The sequence below is a fragment of the Burkholderia sp. HI2714 genome (genome assembly GCF_002223085.1).
GTDB lineage: Bacteria > Pseudomonadota > Gammaproteobacteria > Burkholderiales > Burkholderiaceae > Burkholderia > Burkholderia lata_D.
Window position 1 is genome coordinate 38155 of sequence record NZ_NKFM01000057.1, and the last position, 17144, is coordinate 55298.

The 17144-nt window shown below is 64.8% G+C and carries 17 protein-coding genes; 9 read left to right on the forward strand and 8 right to left on the reverse strand.

Annotated features, from left to right (window positions below; translation table 11 throughout):
* Positions 1-47: 47 nt before the first annotated feature.
* A complete protein-coding gene (locus CFB82_RS32010) occupies positions 48-935 on the reverse strand; it encodes a LysR family transcriptional regulator (RefSeq protein WP_089486685.1) in 888 nt (295 codons plus the stop codon).
* Positions 936-1064: 129 nt separating this feature from the next.
* Here CFB82_RS32010 and CFB82_RS32015 point away from each other — a divergent pair, with 129 nt between their 5' ends.
* Positions 1065-2102 (forward strand): aldo/keto reductase, encoded by a 1038-nt coding sequence (locus CFB82_RS32015; protein WP_089486686.1) that lies wholly within the window; start codon positions 1065-1067, stop codon positions 2100-2102.
* A gap of 42 nt (positions 2103-2144) precedes the next feature.
* Here CFB82_RS32015 and CFB82_RS32020 read toward each other — a convergent pair whose 3' ends face one another.
* On the reverse strand, positions 2145-3809 hold the full coding sequence (locus CFB82_RS32020) for an ABC transporter ATP-binding protein (RefSeq protein WP_089486687.1): 1665 nt from the start codon (positions 3807-3809) through the stop codon (positions 2145-2147).
* Between the two features lie 348 nt (positions 3810-4157).
* Here CFB82_RS32020 and CFB82_RS32025 point away from each other — a divergent pair, with 348 nt between their 5' ends.
* A complete protein-coding gene (locus tag CFB82_RS32025) occupies positions 4158-4634 on the forward strand; it encodes a GNAT family N-acetyltransferase (RefSeq protein WP_069250559.1) in 477 nt (158 codons plus the stop codon).
* Positions 4635-4908: 274 nt separating this feature from the next.
* Here CFB82_RS32025 and CFB82_RS32035 read toward each other — a convergent pair whose 3' ends face one another.
* Positions 4909-5295: a helix-turn-helix domain-containing protein gene (locus tag CFB82_RS32035; protein ID WP_373452964.1), complete on the reverse strand. Its 387-nt coding sequence runs from the start codon at positions 5293-5295 to the stop codon at positions 4909-4911.
* A 104-nt stretch (positions 5296-5399) separates the two neighbouring features.
* Between CFB82_RS32035 and CFB82_RS32040 the strand changes: the two genes are divergently transcribed.
* Together CFB82_RS32040 and CFB82_RS32045 are read left to right on the forward strand one after the other, a co-directional pair.
* Complete coding sequence (locus CFB82_RS32040) at positions 5400-5801, forward strand: hypothetical protein (RefSeq protein ID WP_069250558.1); 402 nt, start codon at positions 5400-5402, stop codon at positions 5799-5801.
* 78 nt (positions 5802-5879) lie between these two features.
* The gene (locus tag CFB82_RS32045; protein ID WP_069250557.1) at positions 5880-6344 is read left to right on the forward strand and encodes a hypothetical protein; all 465 of its coding nucleotides are present in this window, start codon (positions 5880-5882) and stop codon (positions 6342-6344) included.
* 162 nt (positions 6345-6506) lie between these two features.
* Here the strand turns inward: CFB82_RS32045 and CFB82_RS32050 are convergent, their stop codons facing one another.
* On the reverse strand, positions 6507-7232 hold the full coding sequence (locus CFB82_RS32050; RefSeq protein WP_069250556.1) for a class I SAM-dependent methyltransferase: 726 nt from the start codon (positions 7230-7232) through the stop codon (positions 6507-6509).
* A gap of 193 nt (positions 7233-7425) precedes the next feature.
* Between CFB82_RS32050 and CFB82_RS32055 the strand changes: the two genes are divergently transcribed.
* From CFB82_RS32055 to CFB82_RS32075, 4 genes are all read left to right on the forward strand, one after another.
* Positions 7426-8433 (forward strand): hypothetical protein, encoded by a 1008-nt coding sequence (locus tag CFB82_RS32055; RefSeq protein WP_089446944.1) that lies wholly within the window; start codon positions 7426-7428, stop codon positions 8431-8433.
* Positions 8434-8787: 354 nt separating this feature from the next.
* Positions 8788-9492: a cysteine hydrolase family protein gene (locus CFB82_RS32060; protein ID WP_083266038.1), complete on the forward strand. Its 705-nt coding sequence runs from the start codon at positions 8788-8790 to the stop codon at positions 9490-9492.
* Between the two features lie 76 nt (positions 9493-9568).
* The gene (locus CFB82_RS32065; RefSeq protein WP_069250554.1) at positions 9569-10465 is read left to right on the forward strand and encodes a LysR family transcriptional regulator; all 897 of its coding nucleotides are present in this window, start codon (positions 9569-9571) and stop codon (positions 10463-10465) included.
* A gap of 247 nt (positions 10466-10712) precedes the next feature.
* The gene (locus CFB82_RS32075; RefSeq protein WP_069250552.1) at positions 10713-11303 is read left to right on the forward strand and encodes a DUF4410 domain-containing protein; all 591 of its coding nucleotides are present in this window, start codon (positions 10713-10715) and stop codon (positions 11301-11303) included.
* A 98-nt stretch (positions 11304-11401) separates the two neighbouring features.
* Here the strand turns inward: CFB82_RS32075 and CFB82_RS32080 are convergent, their stop codons facing one another.
* Positions 11402-12712: an MFS transporter gene (locus tag CFB82_RS32080; RefSeq protein ID WP_089486688.1), complete on the reverse strand. Its 1311-nt coding sequence runs from the start codon at positions 12710-12712 to the stop codon at positions 11402-11404.
* 516 nt (positions 12713-13228) lie between these two features.
* Here CFB82_RS32080 and CFB82_RS32085 point away from each other — a divergent pair.
* A complete protein-coding gene (locus CFB82_RS32085; RefSeq protein WP_089486689.1) occupies positions 13229-14038 on the forward strand; it encodes a TlpA family protein disulfide reductase in 810 nt (269 codons plus the stop codon).
* Between the two features lie 445 nt (positions 14039-14483).
* Here the strand turns inward: CFB82_RS32085 and CFB82_RS32095 are convergent, their stop codons facing one another.
* From CFB82_RS32095 to CFB82_RS32105, 3 genes are read right to left on the reverse strand one after another with little or no spacing between them, the layout of a single operon-like run.
* Positions 14484-15539 carry a relaxase/mobilization nuclease domain-containing protein gene (locus CFB82_RS32095; RefSeq protein WP_089486690.1) on the reverse strand — a complete coding sequence of 352 codons (1056 nt, stop codon included), beginning with the start codon at positions 15537-15539 and terminating at the stop codon, positions 14484-14486.
* A 1-nt stretch (position 15540) separates the two neighbouring features.
* Entirely contained in the window at positions 15541-16059 is a 519-nt protein-coding gene (locus CFB82_RS32100; RefSeq protein WP_089486691.1) for a hypothetical protein, read from the reverse strand.
* 6 nt (positions 16060-16065) lie between these two features.
* Positions 16066-17079 carry an LPD7 domain-containing protein gene (locus CFB82_RS32105; protein ID WP_179255482.1) on the reverse strand — a complete coding sequence of 338 codons (1014 nt, stop codon included), beginning with the start codon at positions 17077-17079 and terminating at the stop codon, positions 16066-16068.
* Positions 17080-17144: the final 65 nt, after the last annotated feature.

A 17144-nucleotide genomic window follows, 5' to 3' on the forward strand; every position in this document is an offset into this window, starting at 1 on the left:
CAAACTGCCGCAACGCTCGGCGGATCGCATGAACCCTGCCTGTTCCTTTATGCGCCGCCCAGCGCCTGCGCCAACCTGTCGATCAGCGCCCGCACGCGCCGCGGCTGCACGGCGTTGCCCGGATAGACGATCTGCAAATCGACGTCGCCCGGCGAGAACGCACGCAGGACCTCGACGAGCGCGCCGGACGCCAGATCCTGCTCGACGTCGACCAGCGACTTCAGCGCAACACCGTGCCCCGCGACACACCACGCGCGCACGAGCGCGCCGTCGTTGGCCACCCGCCGGCCACGCACCGTCACACGCCGGGGTTCGCCATCGATGCTGAACGGCCATTCGGCATACAGGTCCGGCCCGAAGCGCATCACGATGCAGTCGTGCGCGGCGAGATCGTCCGGATGTCGCGGCGTGCCGTGCGCCGCGAGATACGCGGGCGACGCGCACACCACGCGCCGCGCACGGCCGAGCGAACGGCTGCGCAGCGAACTGTCGGCGAGTACCCCGCGACGGATCGCGAAATCCAGCCCCTGCCCGACGACATCCACGTAGCCGTCACCGAGATGCAGATCGACCGTGACGCCCGGATGCTCGGCCAGAAACGCGTCGACGACGGGCACCACGCGCTCGCGCCCGAGATCGGCCGGCGCGCTCAGGCGCACAGGGCCCGACAGCGTCTGCACGCCGAGCCGCACGCGGCTTTCGAGTTCGTCGGCTTCGGCCAGCAGGCGCCGCGCGCCGTCGACGAGCGTACGGCCTTCGTCGGTCAGGCTGATCGCGCGTGTCGTGCGCGTGAGCAGCGCCGCGCCGTAGTGGCGCTCGAGCGCGGTCAGCCGCTCGGACACGGTGGCCGGCGACAGCCCGAACTCGCGGCCCGCCGCGGCCAGTCCGCCTTTCTCCACGATGCGCAGGAACAGCGCGAGATTGTCGAGCAGCATTATTCGCTCCTTCCGAACGATATTTTCGAAGTCTGCCCAATTATCCGAAATATCCGCAAGCGATACAGTGTGCCAACGCGTGGCCTCGCGGCCACCCTCGACACGTCGATCACCCAAAGGAAACCCGCCATGGAATACCGCACCCTCGGCCGCTCCGGCCTGAAGGTTCCCGTCCTGAGCTTCGGCGCCGGCACGTTCGGCGGCACCGGCCCGCTGTTCAGCGCCTGGGGCAACACGGGCGTCGATGAAGCGCGCCGCCTGATCGACATCTGCCTCGAAGCCGGCGTGAACCTGTTCGACACGGCCGACGTGTATTCGGACGGCGAATCCGAGCGTGTGCTCGGCGCCGCGATCAAGGGACGCCGCGACCAGGTGCTGATCTCGACGAAAACGGGCCTGCCGACCGGCAGCGGCCCGAACGATGCGGGCACGTCGCGCGCGCGGCTGGTCCGCGCCGTCGACGACGCGCTGCGCCGCCTCGGCACCGACTACCTCGACCTGCTGCAACTCCATGCATTCGATGCGAGCACGCCGGTCGAGGAAGTGATGTCGACGTTCGACGATCTCGTGCGCGCGGGCAAGCTGCGCTACATCGGCGTGTCGAATTTCGCCGGGTGGCAGATCATGAAATCGCTGGCGGTGGCGGATCGGCACGGCTGGTCGCGTTACGTGGCGAACCAGGTCTACTACTCGCTCGTCGGCCGCGACTACGAGTGGGACCTGATGCCGCTCGGCGCCGACCAGGGGCTCGGCGCACTCGTCTGGAGCCCGCTCGGCTGGGGCCGGCTCACCGGCAAGATCCGGCGCAACACGCCGCTGCCCGAAGGCAGCCGCCTGCATGAAACAGCCAGCTTCGGGCCGCCGGTCGACGACGCGCGCCTGTACGACGTGGTCGATGCGCTCGACGCGATCGCGGAGGAAACCGGCAAGACCGTGCCGCAGATCGCGCTGAACTGGCTGCTGCAGCGCCCGACGGTATCGTCGGTGATCATCGGCGCGCGCAACGAGGAGCAACTGCGGCAGAACCTCGGCGCAATCGGCTGGGCGCTGACCGACGCGCAGGTCGCGAAGCTCGACGCGGCGAGCGCGGTGGAAGCGCCTTATCCGTACTTCCCGTATCGCCGCCAGCAGGCGTTCGCGCAGCTCAATCCGCCGCTGCGCGGGTAAGCGCCGACGGCCTGCGGAGCCGGCGAACGTGGCCGTGCAGCGCTAAGCCGGCACGCGCGCATCGCCGAGCCGCACGACCTTGTCGGCCGGCCCGATGACCGAGCGCCGGTGCGTGATCGCAACGACCGTGACGTCGCGCGCCAGCAGCCGCATGTGTTCCATGATGTCGCGCTCGGTGGCTTCGTCGAGCGCGGAACTCGCTTCGTCGAGGAACAGCACGGTCGGCTCGCCGTACAACGCACGGGCGATCGCGATGCGCTGGCGCTCGCCGCCGGACAGCTTCAGCCCACGCTCGCCCACCGTGGTGCGGAAACCGTCCGGCAGGCCCTCGATGAACGTCAGGATCGTCGCCTTCTCCGCCGCTTCGCGCAGACGCTGCGCGTCGCGCGGCCGGCCGAGCAGGATGTTGTCTTCCAGGCTTTCGTTCAGCAGCACGACATCCTGCGGCACGACGGCCACCGCGCCGTACCAGTCGGCGCGATCGATCTCCGCGAGATCGACGCCGTCGACGAGAATGCGCCCGCCGGTCGGCTCGATCGACTTCAGCGCGAGCTTGAAGACGGTGGATTTCCCCGCGCCGGTTTCGCCGACGAGGAACGTGATCGCCCCTCGTTCGGCGACGAAGTCGACGTCGGTCACGCCGCGGCCGTTGTCGTACGCATAGGCGACGCGGTCGAACACGATGCGCCCGTCGCGCGGCGCGAACGCCGACGCGTGCGACACCTGCCGCTCCTCGGGCGCCGTCCACAGCGCCGCGAACGGCCCGAGCGCCGCGCGGGAGCGTGCGCACTCGTCGACCGCGCGCGCGATCATCTCGAACGGCTGGTTCAGCTGCAGCAGCAACGTGTTGAACAGCACGATGTCGCCGATCGACAGCGCGCCCGCCGCGTGGCGCGGCAGCAACAGCCAGAACGTCACCGCGAACTGGATCGCGAGGCCGAGGCCCAGCACCGCAAGATAGCGTACGTGCTGCAGCACATACGCGCGCCAGCTGTCGCGCACGACACGTGCTTTCTCCGAGAAACGTTCGTTCATCCAGCGATGACTGCCGAAATGCCGGAGCGTTTCCATCGCGTTGATCGCGCCGCCGACGAAGCGCGCATTCTCCTGCCCGGCCTCGATCGCGCGATCGAGGAACGCGCGCGAGCGCCGCGCGCCGACAATCGCGATCGTCACCGCGACCGCACCGTAGGCAGCGGTGATGGCCACGACCTCGACATTGATCAGTGCGCCGAGCGTGACGAGCGTCAGCACGATCTGCAGCGCGCCGGGGATCAGTTCCATGAGGCTCAGCTGCACGATCACCGACAGCGCCCGGCTGCCGCGCTGGTTCGCGTTCTGGATTTCGGCGGGATTGTGCTCGACGAAGAACGCCGTGGTCTTCTTCAGGATGCGCTCGAAAAAGCGCGTGCTGGTGATGAAGCCCAGATTCTCCGAGCTCATGAACGCCAGGTACTGCACCACGCGTTGCAGTGCGCTGGAGAGGCCCAGCAGCACCGCGTAGAGCACGAAGCCCGGGATCAGCGCGTGGACCACGTCGCGGTGCGACAGCGCGTCGATCAGGCGTGAGAACAGATAGGGGGCGGCAACCGCGCTCGCGCTCGACAGGATGACGACCGCCACGACCGTCAGCAACATCAGGCGATCGGCCTCCCAGTAGGCCCGCAGGACCTCGGTGATCGGATGCGACGCACGGGTGTCGTTCATGGCGGGATGAACCGGGCACGGCGCAGCCCGGTTGGCGGCGATGGGCGAAAAAGTCTAACAGAGTGAAAGGCGTGGCGTCGTTCGGGCGGGATGGCGGCGGTGTTGCGCGGAAGAAAGCCCGCGGCTCCAGAATGCGCGAAGGCCAAACCTGACGGCTCCAAGCGCAGCCGACGTGATCGCCGCGGGTTCTGCCTGACGGTCGACGTCGTGAGAATGTGTCGAATCGTGGCACCATGAAATGCGGTCATCATGGGCCTACCCATGGAGCCGCGAACTTCCTATCGTGAGACCTGCGACGCGCCGGCCGGATCGGCAGCGCACCCTCTTCTCCTCGACAGGTCCGCCAACATGAACGCCAACGACACCGGACTGACCGTACGCGCGGTCACGGAACACGACTACGACCAGTGGCTGCCGCTGTGGGACGGCTACAACCGCTTCTACGGCCGCTTCGACGACACGGCCCTGCCGCTGCGGGTCACGCAACTCACGTGGTCGCGCTTCTTCGACGGTTACGAACCGGTGCACGCGCTCGTCGCGGAGCGCGCCGGCAGGCTCGTCGGACTCGTGCATTTCCTGTATCACCGCAGCACGACGCATATCGGGCCGACCTGCTACCTGCAGGACCTGTTCACGCTCGACAGCGAGCGCGGCGAGGGCATCGGCCGCGCGCTGATCGAAGCCGTGTACGACGCCGCGCGTGCGCATCGCGCCGAACGCGTGTACTGGCAGACACACGAGACGAACCACACGGCGATGCGGCTCTACGACACCGTCGCGGAAAAAACGGGCGGAATTGTTTACAGAAAGACGCTGCCGCGCTGAGTACAGTTAGTCGGGTATTTATCCCCCGCTCATTCGACGCATTGGCGACCCGCCACGTGCGCGAGACCGTCGGTGGACATGTGCCGTCCCAACCCACGGTAGCCCGCGGGATACGAATTCGTCCTTTCACTGGATATTTGTATCCCCAAGGACACCATTTCGATATGTCAGTTTTCGTCGCTCATAATGGGGCCAGATTAACCCTCTGGACTGGCCATTCCCCTGCTCTGGAGCTTCAAATCTCGGCTATACACTCCCCGCACGTCCAACGAAATCAAACGTCTTCGGTCTCATCCGCCGCCCTCCCCGTCCCCGGTTGTTCCATTGGCGTGCCGTTGATCGCAGCCACGAGCGCCAGCACCCCGCGTTTTTCACGCAGCTTCAATTCTCGGAAGCCCGCAAGCAGCAGTTCTTCGTCGCGGGTTAGCGCCAAAGTTCCGGGGTCGGACGTGCGGCCGGTAAGCAAATACTGGACATCTACACCCAATTCCGCGATCCCTACCAGATAACTCACATCGGGAAGTCTGGCCCCTTTTTCGTAGTTGACCTGCGCATGTTGTTGAACTCCTCCCGCCGCCGCGAATTCGGTCTGGTTCATCCCCAGTCGTTTCCGCTCCAGCCTCAGGCGTACAGAAAATATATCCAGTTGATTCATTTCCATTGACATATGCTCAATTGACTCATAACATGGCTGGTATGGTCGATCGGACACTGACGGTAGCGAGATGCATCTGACAATGCCGTCGCTCTTTCGCAGGAGGCGATATGACTTCCACCTATGAAATCTGCGGCGCACTCTCCGTTGTCGGTGGCTTCCGACGCAATCACGCGCAGCAGTTCGCGCAAAGCTTGCCCGCTTCCGCGACCGTGTACTGCGTCACTGACGCCGTCACGCATTCGGTCATGATCCGCGTTCGCGGTGCACTTACCGATCAAGAGGTCACCTCTATCGAAGGCGATCTGAAAGAATTCTCCCAGAAGTGGGCTCGAACCGCCGCCGTATTCAGTCGCATACGGTTCGGCGAACAATCCCTCATGCCCCTCGCGCCGGGCCGACACGTCGAACGGTTGCAGGATCCGGCGAAAGAATACGTCCGGCATCACACGCCTACGCCGCCGCATTCTGATAGTCAAAACACTCAGATACTGTCGGCTCCGCTCGGATGATCCGCCAAGGCTATCTAAAAGCTGAGATTTTCGCCCCAATCGGGACACTGGTTTCCCCCCAACCTCTGGAGGTTCGCAATGGAAGAGCCCGCACCGTACAGCCTCTCAGGCGCACTGCCCGTCCAAGACGACTTGAACGATGAACAACTCGATCGGGTATCCCGGCACCTGAGCGGTATCGCCACCGTGTACGTGAAACACGACACCGTAGCGCATACCGTTTCATTGTGCATCTCGGGTACGTTGATGCGTGACGATGCGCGTTACATCGAACAACGCATCGAACGCTTCGCCGAGGAGCATGCTCGTGCGGCCTCTATTCTACTTAGCGAGTGGAACGGTGTGACGAGCGAGCTTGTTGTCGGAATGAACTGGGACGCCCAGTGCCTCATCAAGCTGGCAGCGATCCAGGAACAACTTGGAAAGCTTCCGGAACGATATTTCGATTTTCTCTTGCGACTGGAACCCGCGGGTGCACCAGCGCGTGGCAAGCAGTTCTTGTCGGTTTCGATCGAGACCAGCGACGAACAGCAGGTTGTGTAACGCAAGATCAGCGTTACAGATACTCCGCGCGAATAAGATGTCGAGGTGCCGAAGCACGGCGTTGGCTACCGCTCATTTAGCAGGGGGCCGCCCGATAAGTCGGTAAACCATCCGAATTGAAAACCGCGCGAAACATCCGCGTCGCCGCTCATTCGCATGCGCTCAAAGCAGTGGCCGAGCCTTGATCCAGAGAAACAGCGGCACGCGCGCCCACTGTTTCAGTTGCTCCGTATCGGCATGATCGGGCGGCGGCTCGCGCAGCGACACGATCGCAAACCCGGCCGCTTCCAATGCCTCCATGTATGCCTGCAGCGGCAGCGACCAACCCGCGAAGTGCATCGACAGCCCGTCGCGCGTTTCGACGCCATCGAAATGCTCGCGCCCGAAATAGCTGCCCTTCAGCACGAACGGCGCATCGTGTTGCGGTCCCGCGAAGCCACCGCGATCGCGGAACGGATGCACGAGCGAGATGAACAGCGTGCCGTCCGGCTTCAGCACGCGGCGCGCCTCGTTCAACGCGCGCTGCATGTCGTCGAGATCCATCAGCACGTTGTACGCCATCACGAGATCGAAGCTGGCCGCGTCGAACGGCAGCGACGCCGCATCGGCCAGCTCGTAGCGATGCGCGGAATCCGCGTGACGCGCGGCGTCGAGCATCGCGGGCACCACGTCGGTCGCGGTCACGTCGTAGCCGAGCGCCTTCAGCTCGCGGCTCACGCGGCCTTCGCCACAACCGATCTCCAGCGCGCGGCCGGTGTCGCGGCCAATATAGGCCGCGAGCCCCGCGCGGTATTTCCAGAACGCGTCGTGCCCCGGCTTGCCGGCCCAGTCGATCCATTGGTCGGCGACTTGCGTCCAGTGTTCGGTGATGGCTGTCGTGTCGGTCATGTGCGCTCCCGCCCGGTGTGCGTCGTTGGCTCAGGATGCGCATGGTAAGCCGAAGCGGCGGAACGCGTGAGCGGAGTACGCCGCTTTGCCGGTTTCCGTTTCCGGCCACGACGTTCTACAGTGACATAAAACAATCTGCGCCGTTGCACGTCGCCGCCGCCCGACGATACGCACCCGATTCCGAGGACATCCCATGCCGAGCATCCTGGCCGCGCCCGCCACTCTCCCCCCGAGCCCCGTCGCGGCAGAAACGCGCATGGTGCACGACGTCGCGACGCTCAAGCCGTCCGACTACCGTGCGGCGGACGGTGCGTCGTGGGTCATCGCCACCCTCACGCCGGCCGCGGACAGCGGCGCGAACGTAACCGGCACGACGTACTTCGACACTGCGAAAGGCCAGACCGTCCCGGTACCCGACGCGCGGCGCCGCTATGCGAATCGCGGCACGTGGCAGGTCGTCGCGAGCTCGAGCCCTTCCGTACCCGCCACCGGACGCTACGACTGGCTGACGCTCGCGTGGCTGCCGATCAACCGGCGGCCGCTGCCGCAAACGCCCGAGCACCTGTATTCACCGTTCATTCGCGGCGGCACGATCGTGTATCGATGGAATCCGGCCGCGGAAGGCGGCGAGCAGTTCGGCAACGTGCGGATGATCTTTCCGGAATGGACGCAGCAGGTGGCCGATGCGTTGCGGTCTGCGACAGCAGCGTCACCGGACGGGGCCAACGCGTCGTCTGCACCGCCACCGCTCGATCGCCTGAAAGCGGACACGAATCCGATGACCGCCGTGCTCGACTTCAGCGATGCACTGCGTGACGAGCCGGTCGAGAAGGTCGTCGCGCAGCTGCCGGGCCTGCTGCGGGTGAAGGATCTGCACGAACTGTCGGCGATCGTGTTCCTGTGCCTGTCCGGATCACGCGCCGAAGACCGGCCGCGCTTCGCGGAAATGATCCACGAGTCGATCGCATCGACCGACGACAGCGCGCGGCTGCTTGCGATCGCCTATGGCGCATTCGCCGCCGGCCGGGCGCGGCCTTATCCGTTCAACGATGCGGGGCAGACGGCGCGTATCAACGACGTATTCGGCGCGTTGAAGCAGCGGACGGCGGCACTCAACGTGCCGGTTGTGGAAGGGTCGCCTTGGTATGAGTTCTTCACCGCGTATCGGCTCGGCGGGGCAGTGTCGGGAAACCGCCCATAACGGGCAGCGGCACAACAGGCACGGTCAAACCGTCGCGCAACAGCCGCGTCGTCGCCCAAACTCGCCGCCGCCCGCCGTCTGACCCTCGCTAAGACCCGTCCTACGCAAACACCTGCGTGAATCGGCCCCGGCCGAATGATCCAGAAGGTGCTGCGTCTTACCATGGCATGACGCACCAACGACCGGCCGACCGACGTGTCGTTCGCGCCTCCGTCCGCCCGCTCCGTCGCACCTGCCACCGGCCCCGCGCGATTCGTTCGCGATCTGCACAGAAGATGTTCACCCGGCGGTGACGCGATTTCGACCCGGCCTCCCTATAGTTCGAACCACTCACTTTCCACCAGGAGCACACACATGTTTTCCTTCTCGATCCGCAACCTCGCCCGCTATGCCGTCCTCGCGTCGGCCGCCACCATGCTGCCCGCCGCCGAAGCCGCATCCAGCCTGCCCGCGACGCCGACGATCCGCGCAATGGCCGGTGCGCAGCCGATCGACCATCTCGATCCGAAGACGACCGCGCTCGTCGTCATCGATTTCCAGAACGAATACCTGAACGGCAAGATGCCGATCGCCGACGTTCAACAGGCGATCGCCAACACGAAGCGGCTGATCGCTTTCGCCGATCGCAACGGCATGCGCGTCTACCAGGTGCAGCACATCGCGCCGGCCGGTTCGCCAGTGTTCGCGCTCGGCGGCAAGACCATCGAGTTCATTCCCGAGATGAAGCCGCGTGCGACGGACACCGTCGTGCAGAAGGAAACGGTGAGCGTGTTCGCGAGCACCGATATCGACAAGCGCCTGAAGGCAGACGGCGTCAAGACGCTGGTGATCGCCGGCCTGATGACGCACGCGTGCGTGGCCGGCGCCGCCCGGGATGCCGCGCCGCTGGGCTACAACGTCGTGGTAGCATCCGACGCGTCTGCCACGCGCGCCATCGTCCGCGCTAACGGCCAATCGATCGACAAGGACACGCTGCACCGTGCCGCGCTTGCCGAGATCGAAGACACGTTCGGCGACGTGAAAACGACGGCCGACATCCTCGCGCTGCCGCTGCGCTGATCGCCCGTCGTGCCGCGCCGGCCCTGGCTGGCGCGGCGAATCCGGAAACCTTCCTGACCGCGCATCGGAACCCGCCATGGATCAGCTGCTCGCGATGCGCGTCTACCGAAACCTGGTCGAAGCCCGGGGATTCTCGGCCGCGGCCGATCGCCTCGACACGACCCATTCGACCGTATCGCGCCAGTTGAAGCTGCTCGAAGCGAGCCTCGGCGTGCAACTCGTCAACCGCAACACGCGGAATTTCTCGTTGACGCCCGCCGGCGCGCGCTACTACGACGCATGCGTCGACATCCTCGAACGCGTCGCGGCGGCATCGGAAGACGTGACCGACACGCCTGGCCAGCCGTCGGGCGTGTTGCGCGTCAGCATGCCGCTGTCGGTCGGCACGCTGGAGATGCCCGCATGGTTGCCCGCGTTTCGCCGCGCGTACCCGGACATCCAACTCGACGTGTCGTGCAGCGACCGCTTCGTCAATCTGATCGGCGAGGGGTTCAACGTCGCGCTGCGCATCAGCAGCGGCCTGCCGGACTCCGACCTCGTCGCGAGAACGCTCGCGCTATCCGATGAAATTCTCGTCGCGTCGCCCGACTATGTCGCGCGTCGCGGTCTGCCACGCACGCCCGCGCACCTCGAGAAACATGACTTGCTCGCCTATAGTGGAAGCGACGACCGGACGAGCTGGCGCGCCACGCCGCCGCGCGGTGCACCCGTCACGATCCGGCTCGACGGCCCGCTGCGCATCGACGCGATCACCGCGCTGCATGCGGCAGTGATCGCCGGGCTCGGCATCGCCGCATTCACGCACCATACGGTGCGGGACGACATCACGCACGGGCGGCTCGTCCCCATCCTGCCCGGCCATACGCTGGCGAAACGCCACTACTACGCGCTGTATCGGAAATCCCGGCATGTAACGCCCAAGGTGCGCACGTTCGTCGATTTCGTCGCAACGCTTTACGACGCGCACGCATGACGCGGCGGCGCGTTCGCGCCTGCTGCGCCGTTCAGGCCGTCAGCCGCAGCGGCCGCCGGCGCGATATTCAGTCGATCCGATTCGGGGAAATCGCGGCTCACGTGATCGAGCTCGAAAGAAAGCCATGGTCGACACGTGCCGAATCGATTTTCGATCTATTCGACCTTTTGAATCGCATCGTCCCGTGCTAGATTTCCGCCCGGCCACAGAGCCATCTCAAATAACCCGAACTAAAAAAGACCAAATCATGAAATCTGTATTCCGTCATGCCGCACTGGCACTGGTAACGATCGGCTTCCTGTCAGGCTGCGCGAGCAGCGTGACACGCGACGCCAGCGATCAAGCGGGGGCCATCGCAACGGCGTCGACGCCCAAATTCGGCTCGAAACCCGTGATCGTGCAAGTCACGCTCGACAACGCCGCCCAGGAAGCGCTGAAAGACAATCTGAAATTCAGCCCCGAGAACCTGAAAGGAAAAATCGAAAGCGCACTGGCCGCACGCAAGCTGCTGGCAAAGGCGGATTCGACCGATGCGATGCACCTGAACGTGGAAGTCACCGGCATTCGCGTGCGCTCGAGCTTCTCGGCCGTCATGTTCGGCTTCATGGCGGGCAACGATCATGTCGATGGCACCGTGACGCTCGTCGACGCCGACAATCATCAGGTCGACCGCTTCAAGGTGTCGGCTTCGTATGCGCTCGGCGGCATCGCCGGCGGCATGGACGATACGCGCATGAATTGGCTCTACGAGAAGTTCACCGAGAAGACGCTGACGACGCTCGAACCGGCGGCTGACGCGCAACAACAGGCAGACGCCGCGCAGGCGAAGAAGTTGTAATCGTCGACGCCCGACGGGCCGCGCATGCGCGGCTCGTCGGGCGGTCACCCCGGCGCGCGCCGCTTCGACGACGAAGCGGATATCGAACGGGGAGACGTTCAGCGGGCGCGTTCGTCCTTCAGCATGCCCTTCAGCAGCAGACACGCGCCCCCACCCACCGCGCTCACGCATGCGACATAGCCGAAGTAAAGCTGATAGCCGCACATGCCCGGATACGCGGTGGTCAACCAGCCGTTCAGCAGCGGCAGGAACACATCCGGCGAATAGCCGAGCAGCGAGATGATGCCGATCGCGAGCCCCGTGATGCGGGCCGACACGTCGCAGCGTTCGAGCACGCTCCAGTAGAGGCCGCGCACCGCATACGTCAACAGGCCGATCACGATCACGACGCCCACGAGCAGCGCGATCTGGTCGAGCGACGGAAACACGATCAGCCCGACGAACGCGAGCGCCGCGCAGAACAGCGCGCCGCCGAGCACGTTCAGTGTGCCGATGCGATCGCCGACGAAGCCGCCGCCGATGCCGCCGATCGGCCGCATCCACAACTTCAGCGACGCGATGAAGCCGGCCGCGACGATCGACATGCCGACGCCCTTCTGCTGCAGATACGGCGTAATGCTGTAGGTCGCCCGCGACAGGTGGTAGCCGCAGAACACGATCAGCGCGAAGACCCGCAGCCGGCGATTGCGCGCGAGCGTGAGCAGGTCGCGGCCGAGGTGGCCTTTCTCCGCTGTCACCGCATCGTGCGCAGCCGCCCCGCCCGCATCCTTGACGAACAGCAGCAGCGCGCCGAGCGCGATGCATACCGTCGAATAGCCAACGACCACCTGTCGGAAAGCGCCGCCGTGCGACACGCCGCGCGTGTCGACGAGCCAGGCGAACAGCGCAAGCGACGCGGTCGCCAGTAGCGCCTCGATCAACCCGCGGCCGCCGTCGAGAAACCCGAAGAACCGACCCTGCTCGCTCGGCCGCGCGATCGTCTTCACGCGCTTGATCACGGACGCCCAGAACGTCAGGCCCGTCGTCACGCCCCAGCCGCAGAAAATCGCCATCAACGTCGCATACGACGGCGCGCTCGCATTCGCATACCAGAACCCGAGCGCGCCGGTGCCCACGAGCGAGAAGCCGATCAGCCAGCGCGGCGGCAGCCGATCGGCGAGCCAGCCGCTCGGCAGGTAGCAGACGAGGAAGGTGGTGCCGAGCGCCGAATAGAGATAACCGAGCTGCGTGCGCGTGATCTGGAACAGGTCCAGCATCGTGTCCTGGTAGAACTGGCGCAGGTACAGCATCGGGTAGATCGCGCCGGCGGCGCAGACGAGCAGCGCAAGCTGAACGTAGCGGCCAGTGGACGCAGTGGTGGCGGTGTCGCCGGGGGGCGCGGTGCGCAGCGCCGCGTCATGGTTCGTCATGTGTCTCCTCCATCGGGTGATCCCCGCCGGCCGCTGGCCGGCTTAATGCAATTCATGCAATGCGCGAGTGAATGCCCGGTGCTCGCATCTGGCAGCGGTCCTATTCCGTTTAATCAGCCGACATGAGTCGGTTCGCGGCCGCGCCCACCGGCCGCCACCAGGCATTCACGCCCGCACGCTTGACGACAAAAAATCGGCCGCCCGGGGAGAGCGGCCGCCAAGGAGAGATCCCTGTATGGGATGCCGGCGGATACCACTCCGGACCGGCCTGGGTATTGTTGACGAACGCCATTCCAATGACCATCAGACCGGTCTGAATTGCAGCCTGCCCGCCTGAAAATCACGGCGTCCCGAGCCTGCCGACTCCATCGAATCCGCAACGCGTCGTTACGTTCTCGACGGGAACCCCCATACGCGGCAACCTGTCGAATCGCCGCACGACCGTCGACGGCTTCATCGCCGTGGCGGACAATCACTTCTCCTCCTTCGCTCGTCCACGTCCAACTGTTCCTTTTCATGCTGAGCATCGGTCCCTTCTCGATCCGAGTCGTCGCGGTAGCCGCCGCCGCGCTGGTGGCGTGGCTCGTCGCGCGTTTCATCCAGCGCCGCCCGCCTGACGGGCATCACAAGACGGCATCGAGCTTGATCCTCGACGTGCTGCTGCTCGGGCTGATCGCCGCGCGCGTCGGCTATATCGCGCGGTGGTGGAGCGACTATGCGGCATCGCCGCGCTCGATCGTCGCGCTCGGCGACGGCGGCTTCGACTGGCGCATCGGCCTGGCGGCCGCCCTGGTATTCGCGGGTTGGCGCCTGCGCCGCTTGCCCGCGCTGCGGCGACCGGTGCTGGCCGGCATCGTCGCGGGCCTCGGTGCGTGGGGCATCGCGCAAGGCACGCTGGCGACGTTGCAGCAGAGTGCCCCGCCGCTCGCCGCGATGCAGCTTCAGGCACTCGACGCGACGCCCGTGTTGCCTGCGAGTTTCGTCGGCAAGCCGGTCGTCGTGAACCTGTGGGCGACATGGTGCCCGCCGTGCCAGCGCGAAATGCCGATCCTCGAACAGGCGCAGCGTGACCATCCTGGCATCACGGTGCTGATGATCAACCAAGGCGAAAATGCGCAGGCCGTGCGCGCGTTCCTCGAACAAAAGGGCCTGCGCTTCAATCACGTGCTGCTCGATCCGTCGTTGCACGCGATGCATGCCTATGGATCGCGTGGACTGCCGACCACGCTGTTCTTCAACGCAAAAGGCGAACTCGTCGAATCGCACATGGGCGAGCTGACCGCCGCGCGGCTGAAGGACACCGTCACGCAGCGCTTCGGGCAGTAATGCCCGGTGGCTGACCGGAAAGCGGCACGACGCCGCTTCGTCACATCCGCGCTTCGACCACGGCCAGCCGGTACACGAAGACCGATCCGATAGGCCTCATCGAAGGCGTCAGCCCGATCGTGTCCAACTTGCGCGACGGCCTGCACATCGGCCAGGAGACGGATGCCATCACGCCATATCTGTATGCGGCGCTCCGCCTGATGGCATCGCCGATGTGGCATCGGCCTACGCCGAAGGGCTCGACAAGAGGCCGCGTGGCTTCAACGCCGGACCAGAGAATGCGCGCAAGCAGATGCAAGCACTGCATGCGTCAGCACGAACGGCGCCGGCCTACGTCGTGGGCCGGTCAGACAGACGGACGCCTGCGCTTCACCCGGTGCCAATAGCCGGCGGCACCGCCGCACGACACCCGTGAACCATCAGCGCATGCACGCTAAGCGTAGTATCAGTCTCGGTCAAATGGCGGATCAGGTTCCGTTGGCCTGTCATCGACACTGCGCTGTCTTCCCGTGAAGTGGGCGATATACCTGTGCGCGACGGGGCGGTCACGATGTGAGCACTCGGTGGCCGGCTCGAGTCGGGTAGCGCCGGGATCCAATTGCCGTGCCGGCATGTGCTGCACAAAATCCACAATATCTATTGCCATGGTTCGGTCTTCAGGGATACCGGAATGTGCCAATGCTTGTGCGACCCCGCGCCAGACTGCCAATGTTTCGATATGTGCGTCCCATAACACCATTGTTGCCCGCTCATCGAGCACTGATAGGTAAAAGCGTGGGGCAACTCCACGAGACTGCATCCGTACAACGGCCTGCGTCCGAAAGCGTTGTGTCTCACCGCGAACCAGCCTCGGCGTTGCGTTGGCGTCGACCCCGTGTTCGCGCAACTGTCGCGCAAACACCTCGCGCCATGTGCGCAGATCCCGCTTGCGCGGATTCAGACACCGCCCGTCAGGACCACGCACCCGAACACACAGATGTACGTGCGGATGCGGTTGGTCATCATGCTGTGCGAACACGTACGATCGTCCGTCGCCGAATATCTCGCGCGCGAATGCCCTTGACGCCTCTCGGACGGCCGCGCGGTCCGTGCCCGCTGGCATTGATAGCATCAAATTGAAGGTTTCCCGGCGCCGGCTCTCTTCCGGCATCCCCCAACCACCCCACCGCCATTCGTCAAAAAGGTCCTGCAGGGCAGCGTCTCCGACCAACACGCGCGCGTCCTGGTCTTCCAGCTCGACATGGCCATCGCGTGAAATATATTGCAGATGTCGCCGCACCGCACCCATGCCCTGTGCGCCTGACGCTCTGTTGGTAATCTTGACCATGACCTCGGGCGCGCGTCGAAGCGTCAAAGCCAGCCGTTCGCGCAGACGCAGCGCATCGCGCGGCAATGCCACGCCGGGCAGATGCGGGGCGCGCACATGCCGCAGCGGCTCATGAAACAGTCGATCGCCCCAGTTGACGAGCAGCGCATCGACGTACTGTCTGGGAAACGGCATCTCAACGGCTCCATCGGTCCAGATTGGTTTGCAGCAACTGTGCGACAAAACGCAGATGTGTGAGGATTACGGCGCGCAAGTGCTCCCAATCGGACACGTGATGGCCCTCGCCCGTGTTGCGAGCAAGCTCACCCAGCCCCGTACGAATCGCGGCGAGCTGCCGATTCGATTCCGCAAGCAGCATCATCTCCCGGTTTCCCAGTTGCGGCTCGCCGGTCAGATGAGCGCGAATTAACGCAGCAATCCATCGATTTGCGGTGAAACCCTGAACATGGGCCAGTCCTTTGATACATTCCAACTCGGCCGGCATAAGGCCTACGCCGATTCGTACAAACGGCTCACTCGGCGCCGAAAGTACTGCAGACGTGTCGGGCGGCTCATGGGCGATGTCCAGTGCTTCGGCCACGAGCCGCCTGATCCCCTCGCCGGCGCTCACCCCGTTCTGCACACATCGTGCCTGCCACAAGGGCTTTAGCGGACCCAGTTCGACCGCAATGCGCGCTCGGTTTCGCGATCCCATGTTCGTCTACCGTTCGCCAGGCAACGGCATGGCGGGTGCCTGATCGATTTCTCGCGACGGGGCAGACGATTGCTGATGTTCGACCTTTTCCGCTCGCGCGGACGGTGCCGCCGGATCGAACACGCGAGGTCGGGGAAGCTTGACGCCCTCGGCGTGAAGCGCGTCGAGCATGCGCACAGCGCGACGCTTAACACGATCGACCGAATGATCACTGAAACCCTGCTCGCGCATGGCCGCCACAATCACGGCGAGATGAATCCCATCGTCCTCCCATTTCGCGTGGCGCACCGATGCATCCACGGGACGGGCTGGACTCTCGTCACGGACACTCCCAGGCGCTGAGATCGCCGCTGCTTGTGGCTGCAGCGCAAGATGCTCGGAATCGCGATCGCGCGTGTGTTCAGTCGGCCCGTTCAACTCAGCAAGGCGTGCGAGCTCGGCAGGCTTCGGTGTGTACCCGCTTACCTCAATACCGATTGAAGCGGCCTGCAGCCATACTTCGCGGCAAAAAGCGCCGTGTCCCGACACGCGAATGCGCGTCCACGCCTTCGCCTGCACCAGATCCATCATGGAAGCAACAATGTCTGTATGAGTGTGCGTCGTGACGAGATATCGCCCCCGATCCTCGAATGCCAGCGAGTATGGAGCATCCTTCAGGAAATATTGACCGCCGGCGCGCAGGTAGCTTCGCTTAACTCGCTCTGGCGCGTCGGCGATCTGCGTGAACTTCGGCGCCGAATTTATCGCGCCGGTGTCGGACACACCGTCCGTGCCGGCGTCGTCTCGCCCCGCCTCGACGCGGCTGCCACCAGCCTGCTCTCGTAGCAGGGCGCGCGCCGCATCAAACTCGCTGCGCCGACGCGCAAGCATTGCGAGGTAGCCGAATTGTTGTACTGGAAAGTGCTCCGACGGGGGGCGTCGCGCTATGTCGACGTCCGGAGTCCATTCAGGCTCGATGGCGTTCATGGCGAAGCTCGCACTGCGTGCGAAAAGCGTCGGCGACTGGGCATCATCCATCATGTACCTCACCGGTTTTGGGTCGCGCAATGCTGCGCTGCGCGGCGTCACCATACATATTGATATTG

Bases quoted from the DNA above. Each gene is read 5' to 3' on its own strand.
- CFB82_RS32100 (WP_089486691.1), bottom strand. From the start codon at position 16,059: ATGGGATCGCGAAACCGAGCGCGCATTGCGGTCGAACTGGGTCCGCTA.
- CFB82_RS32105 (WP_179255482.1), bottom strand. From the start codon at position 17,079: ATGATGGATGATGCCCAGTCGCCGACGCTTTTCGCACGCAGTGCGAGC.
- CFB82_RS32015 (WP_089486686.1), top strand. From the start codon at position 1,065: ATGGAATACCGCACCCTCGGCCGCTCCGGCCTGAAGGTTCCCGTCCTG.
- CFB82_RS32095 (WP_089486690.1), bottom strand. From the start codon at position 15,539: ATGCCGTTTCCCAGACAGTACGTCGATGCGCTGCTCGTCAACTGGGGC.
- CFB82_RS32075 (WP_069250552.1), top strand. From the start codon at position 10,713: ATGAAATCTGTATTCCGTCATGCCGCACTGGCACTGGTAACGATCGGC.
- CFB82_RS32085 (WP_089486689.1), top strand. From the start codon at position 13,229: ATGCTGAGCATCGGTCCCTTCTCGATCCGAGTCGTCGCGGTAGCCGCC.
- CFB82_RS32040 (WP_069250558.1), top strand. From the start codon at position 5,400: ATGACTTCCACCTATGAAATCTGCGGCGCACTCTCCGTTGTCGGTGGC.
- CFB82_RS32065 (WP_069250554.1), top strand. From the start codon at position 9,569: ATGGATCAGCTGCTCGCGATGCGCGTCTACCGAAACCTGGTCGAAGCC.
- CFB82_RS32025 (WP_069250559.1), top strand. From the start codon at position 4,158: ATGAACGCCAACGACACCGGACTGACCGTACGCGCGGTCACGGAACAC.
- CFB82_RS32045 (WP_069250557.1), top strand. From the start codon at position 5,880: ATGGAAGAGCCCGCACCGTACAGCCTCTCAGGCGCACTGCCCGTCCAA.
- CFB82_RS32050 (WP_069250556.1), bottom strand. From the start codon at position 7,232: ATGACCGACACGACAGCCATCACCGAACACTGGACGCAAGTCGCCGAC.
- CFB82_RS32080 (WP_089486688.1), bottom strand. From the start codon at position 12,712: ATGACGAACCATGACGCGGCGCTGCGCACCGCGCCCCCCGGCGACACC.
- CFB82_RS32035 (WP_373452964.1), bottom strand. From the start codon at position 5,295: ATGGAAATGAATCAACTGGATATATTTTCTGTACGCCTGAGGCTGGAG.
- CFB82_RS32060 (WP_083266038.1), top strand. From the start codon at position 8,788: ATGTTTTCCTTCTCGATCCGCAACCTCGCCCGCTATGCCGTCCTCGCG.
- CFB82_RS32010 (WP_089486685.1), bottom strand. From the start codon at position 935: ATGCTGCTCGACAATCTCGCGCTGTTCCTGCGCATCGTGGAGAAAGGC.
- CFB82_RS32020 (WP_089486687.1), bottom strand. From the start codon at position 3,809: ATGAACGACACCCGTGCGTCGCATCCGATCACCGAGGTCCTGCGGGCC.
- CFB82_RS32055 (WP_089446944.1), top strand. From the start codon at position 7,426: ATGCCGAGCATCCTGGCCGCGCCCGCCACTCTCCCCCCGAGCCCCGTC.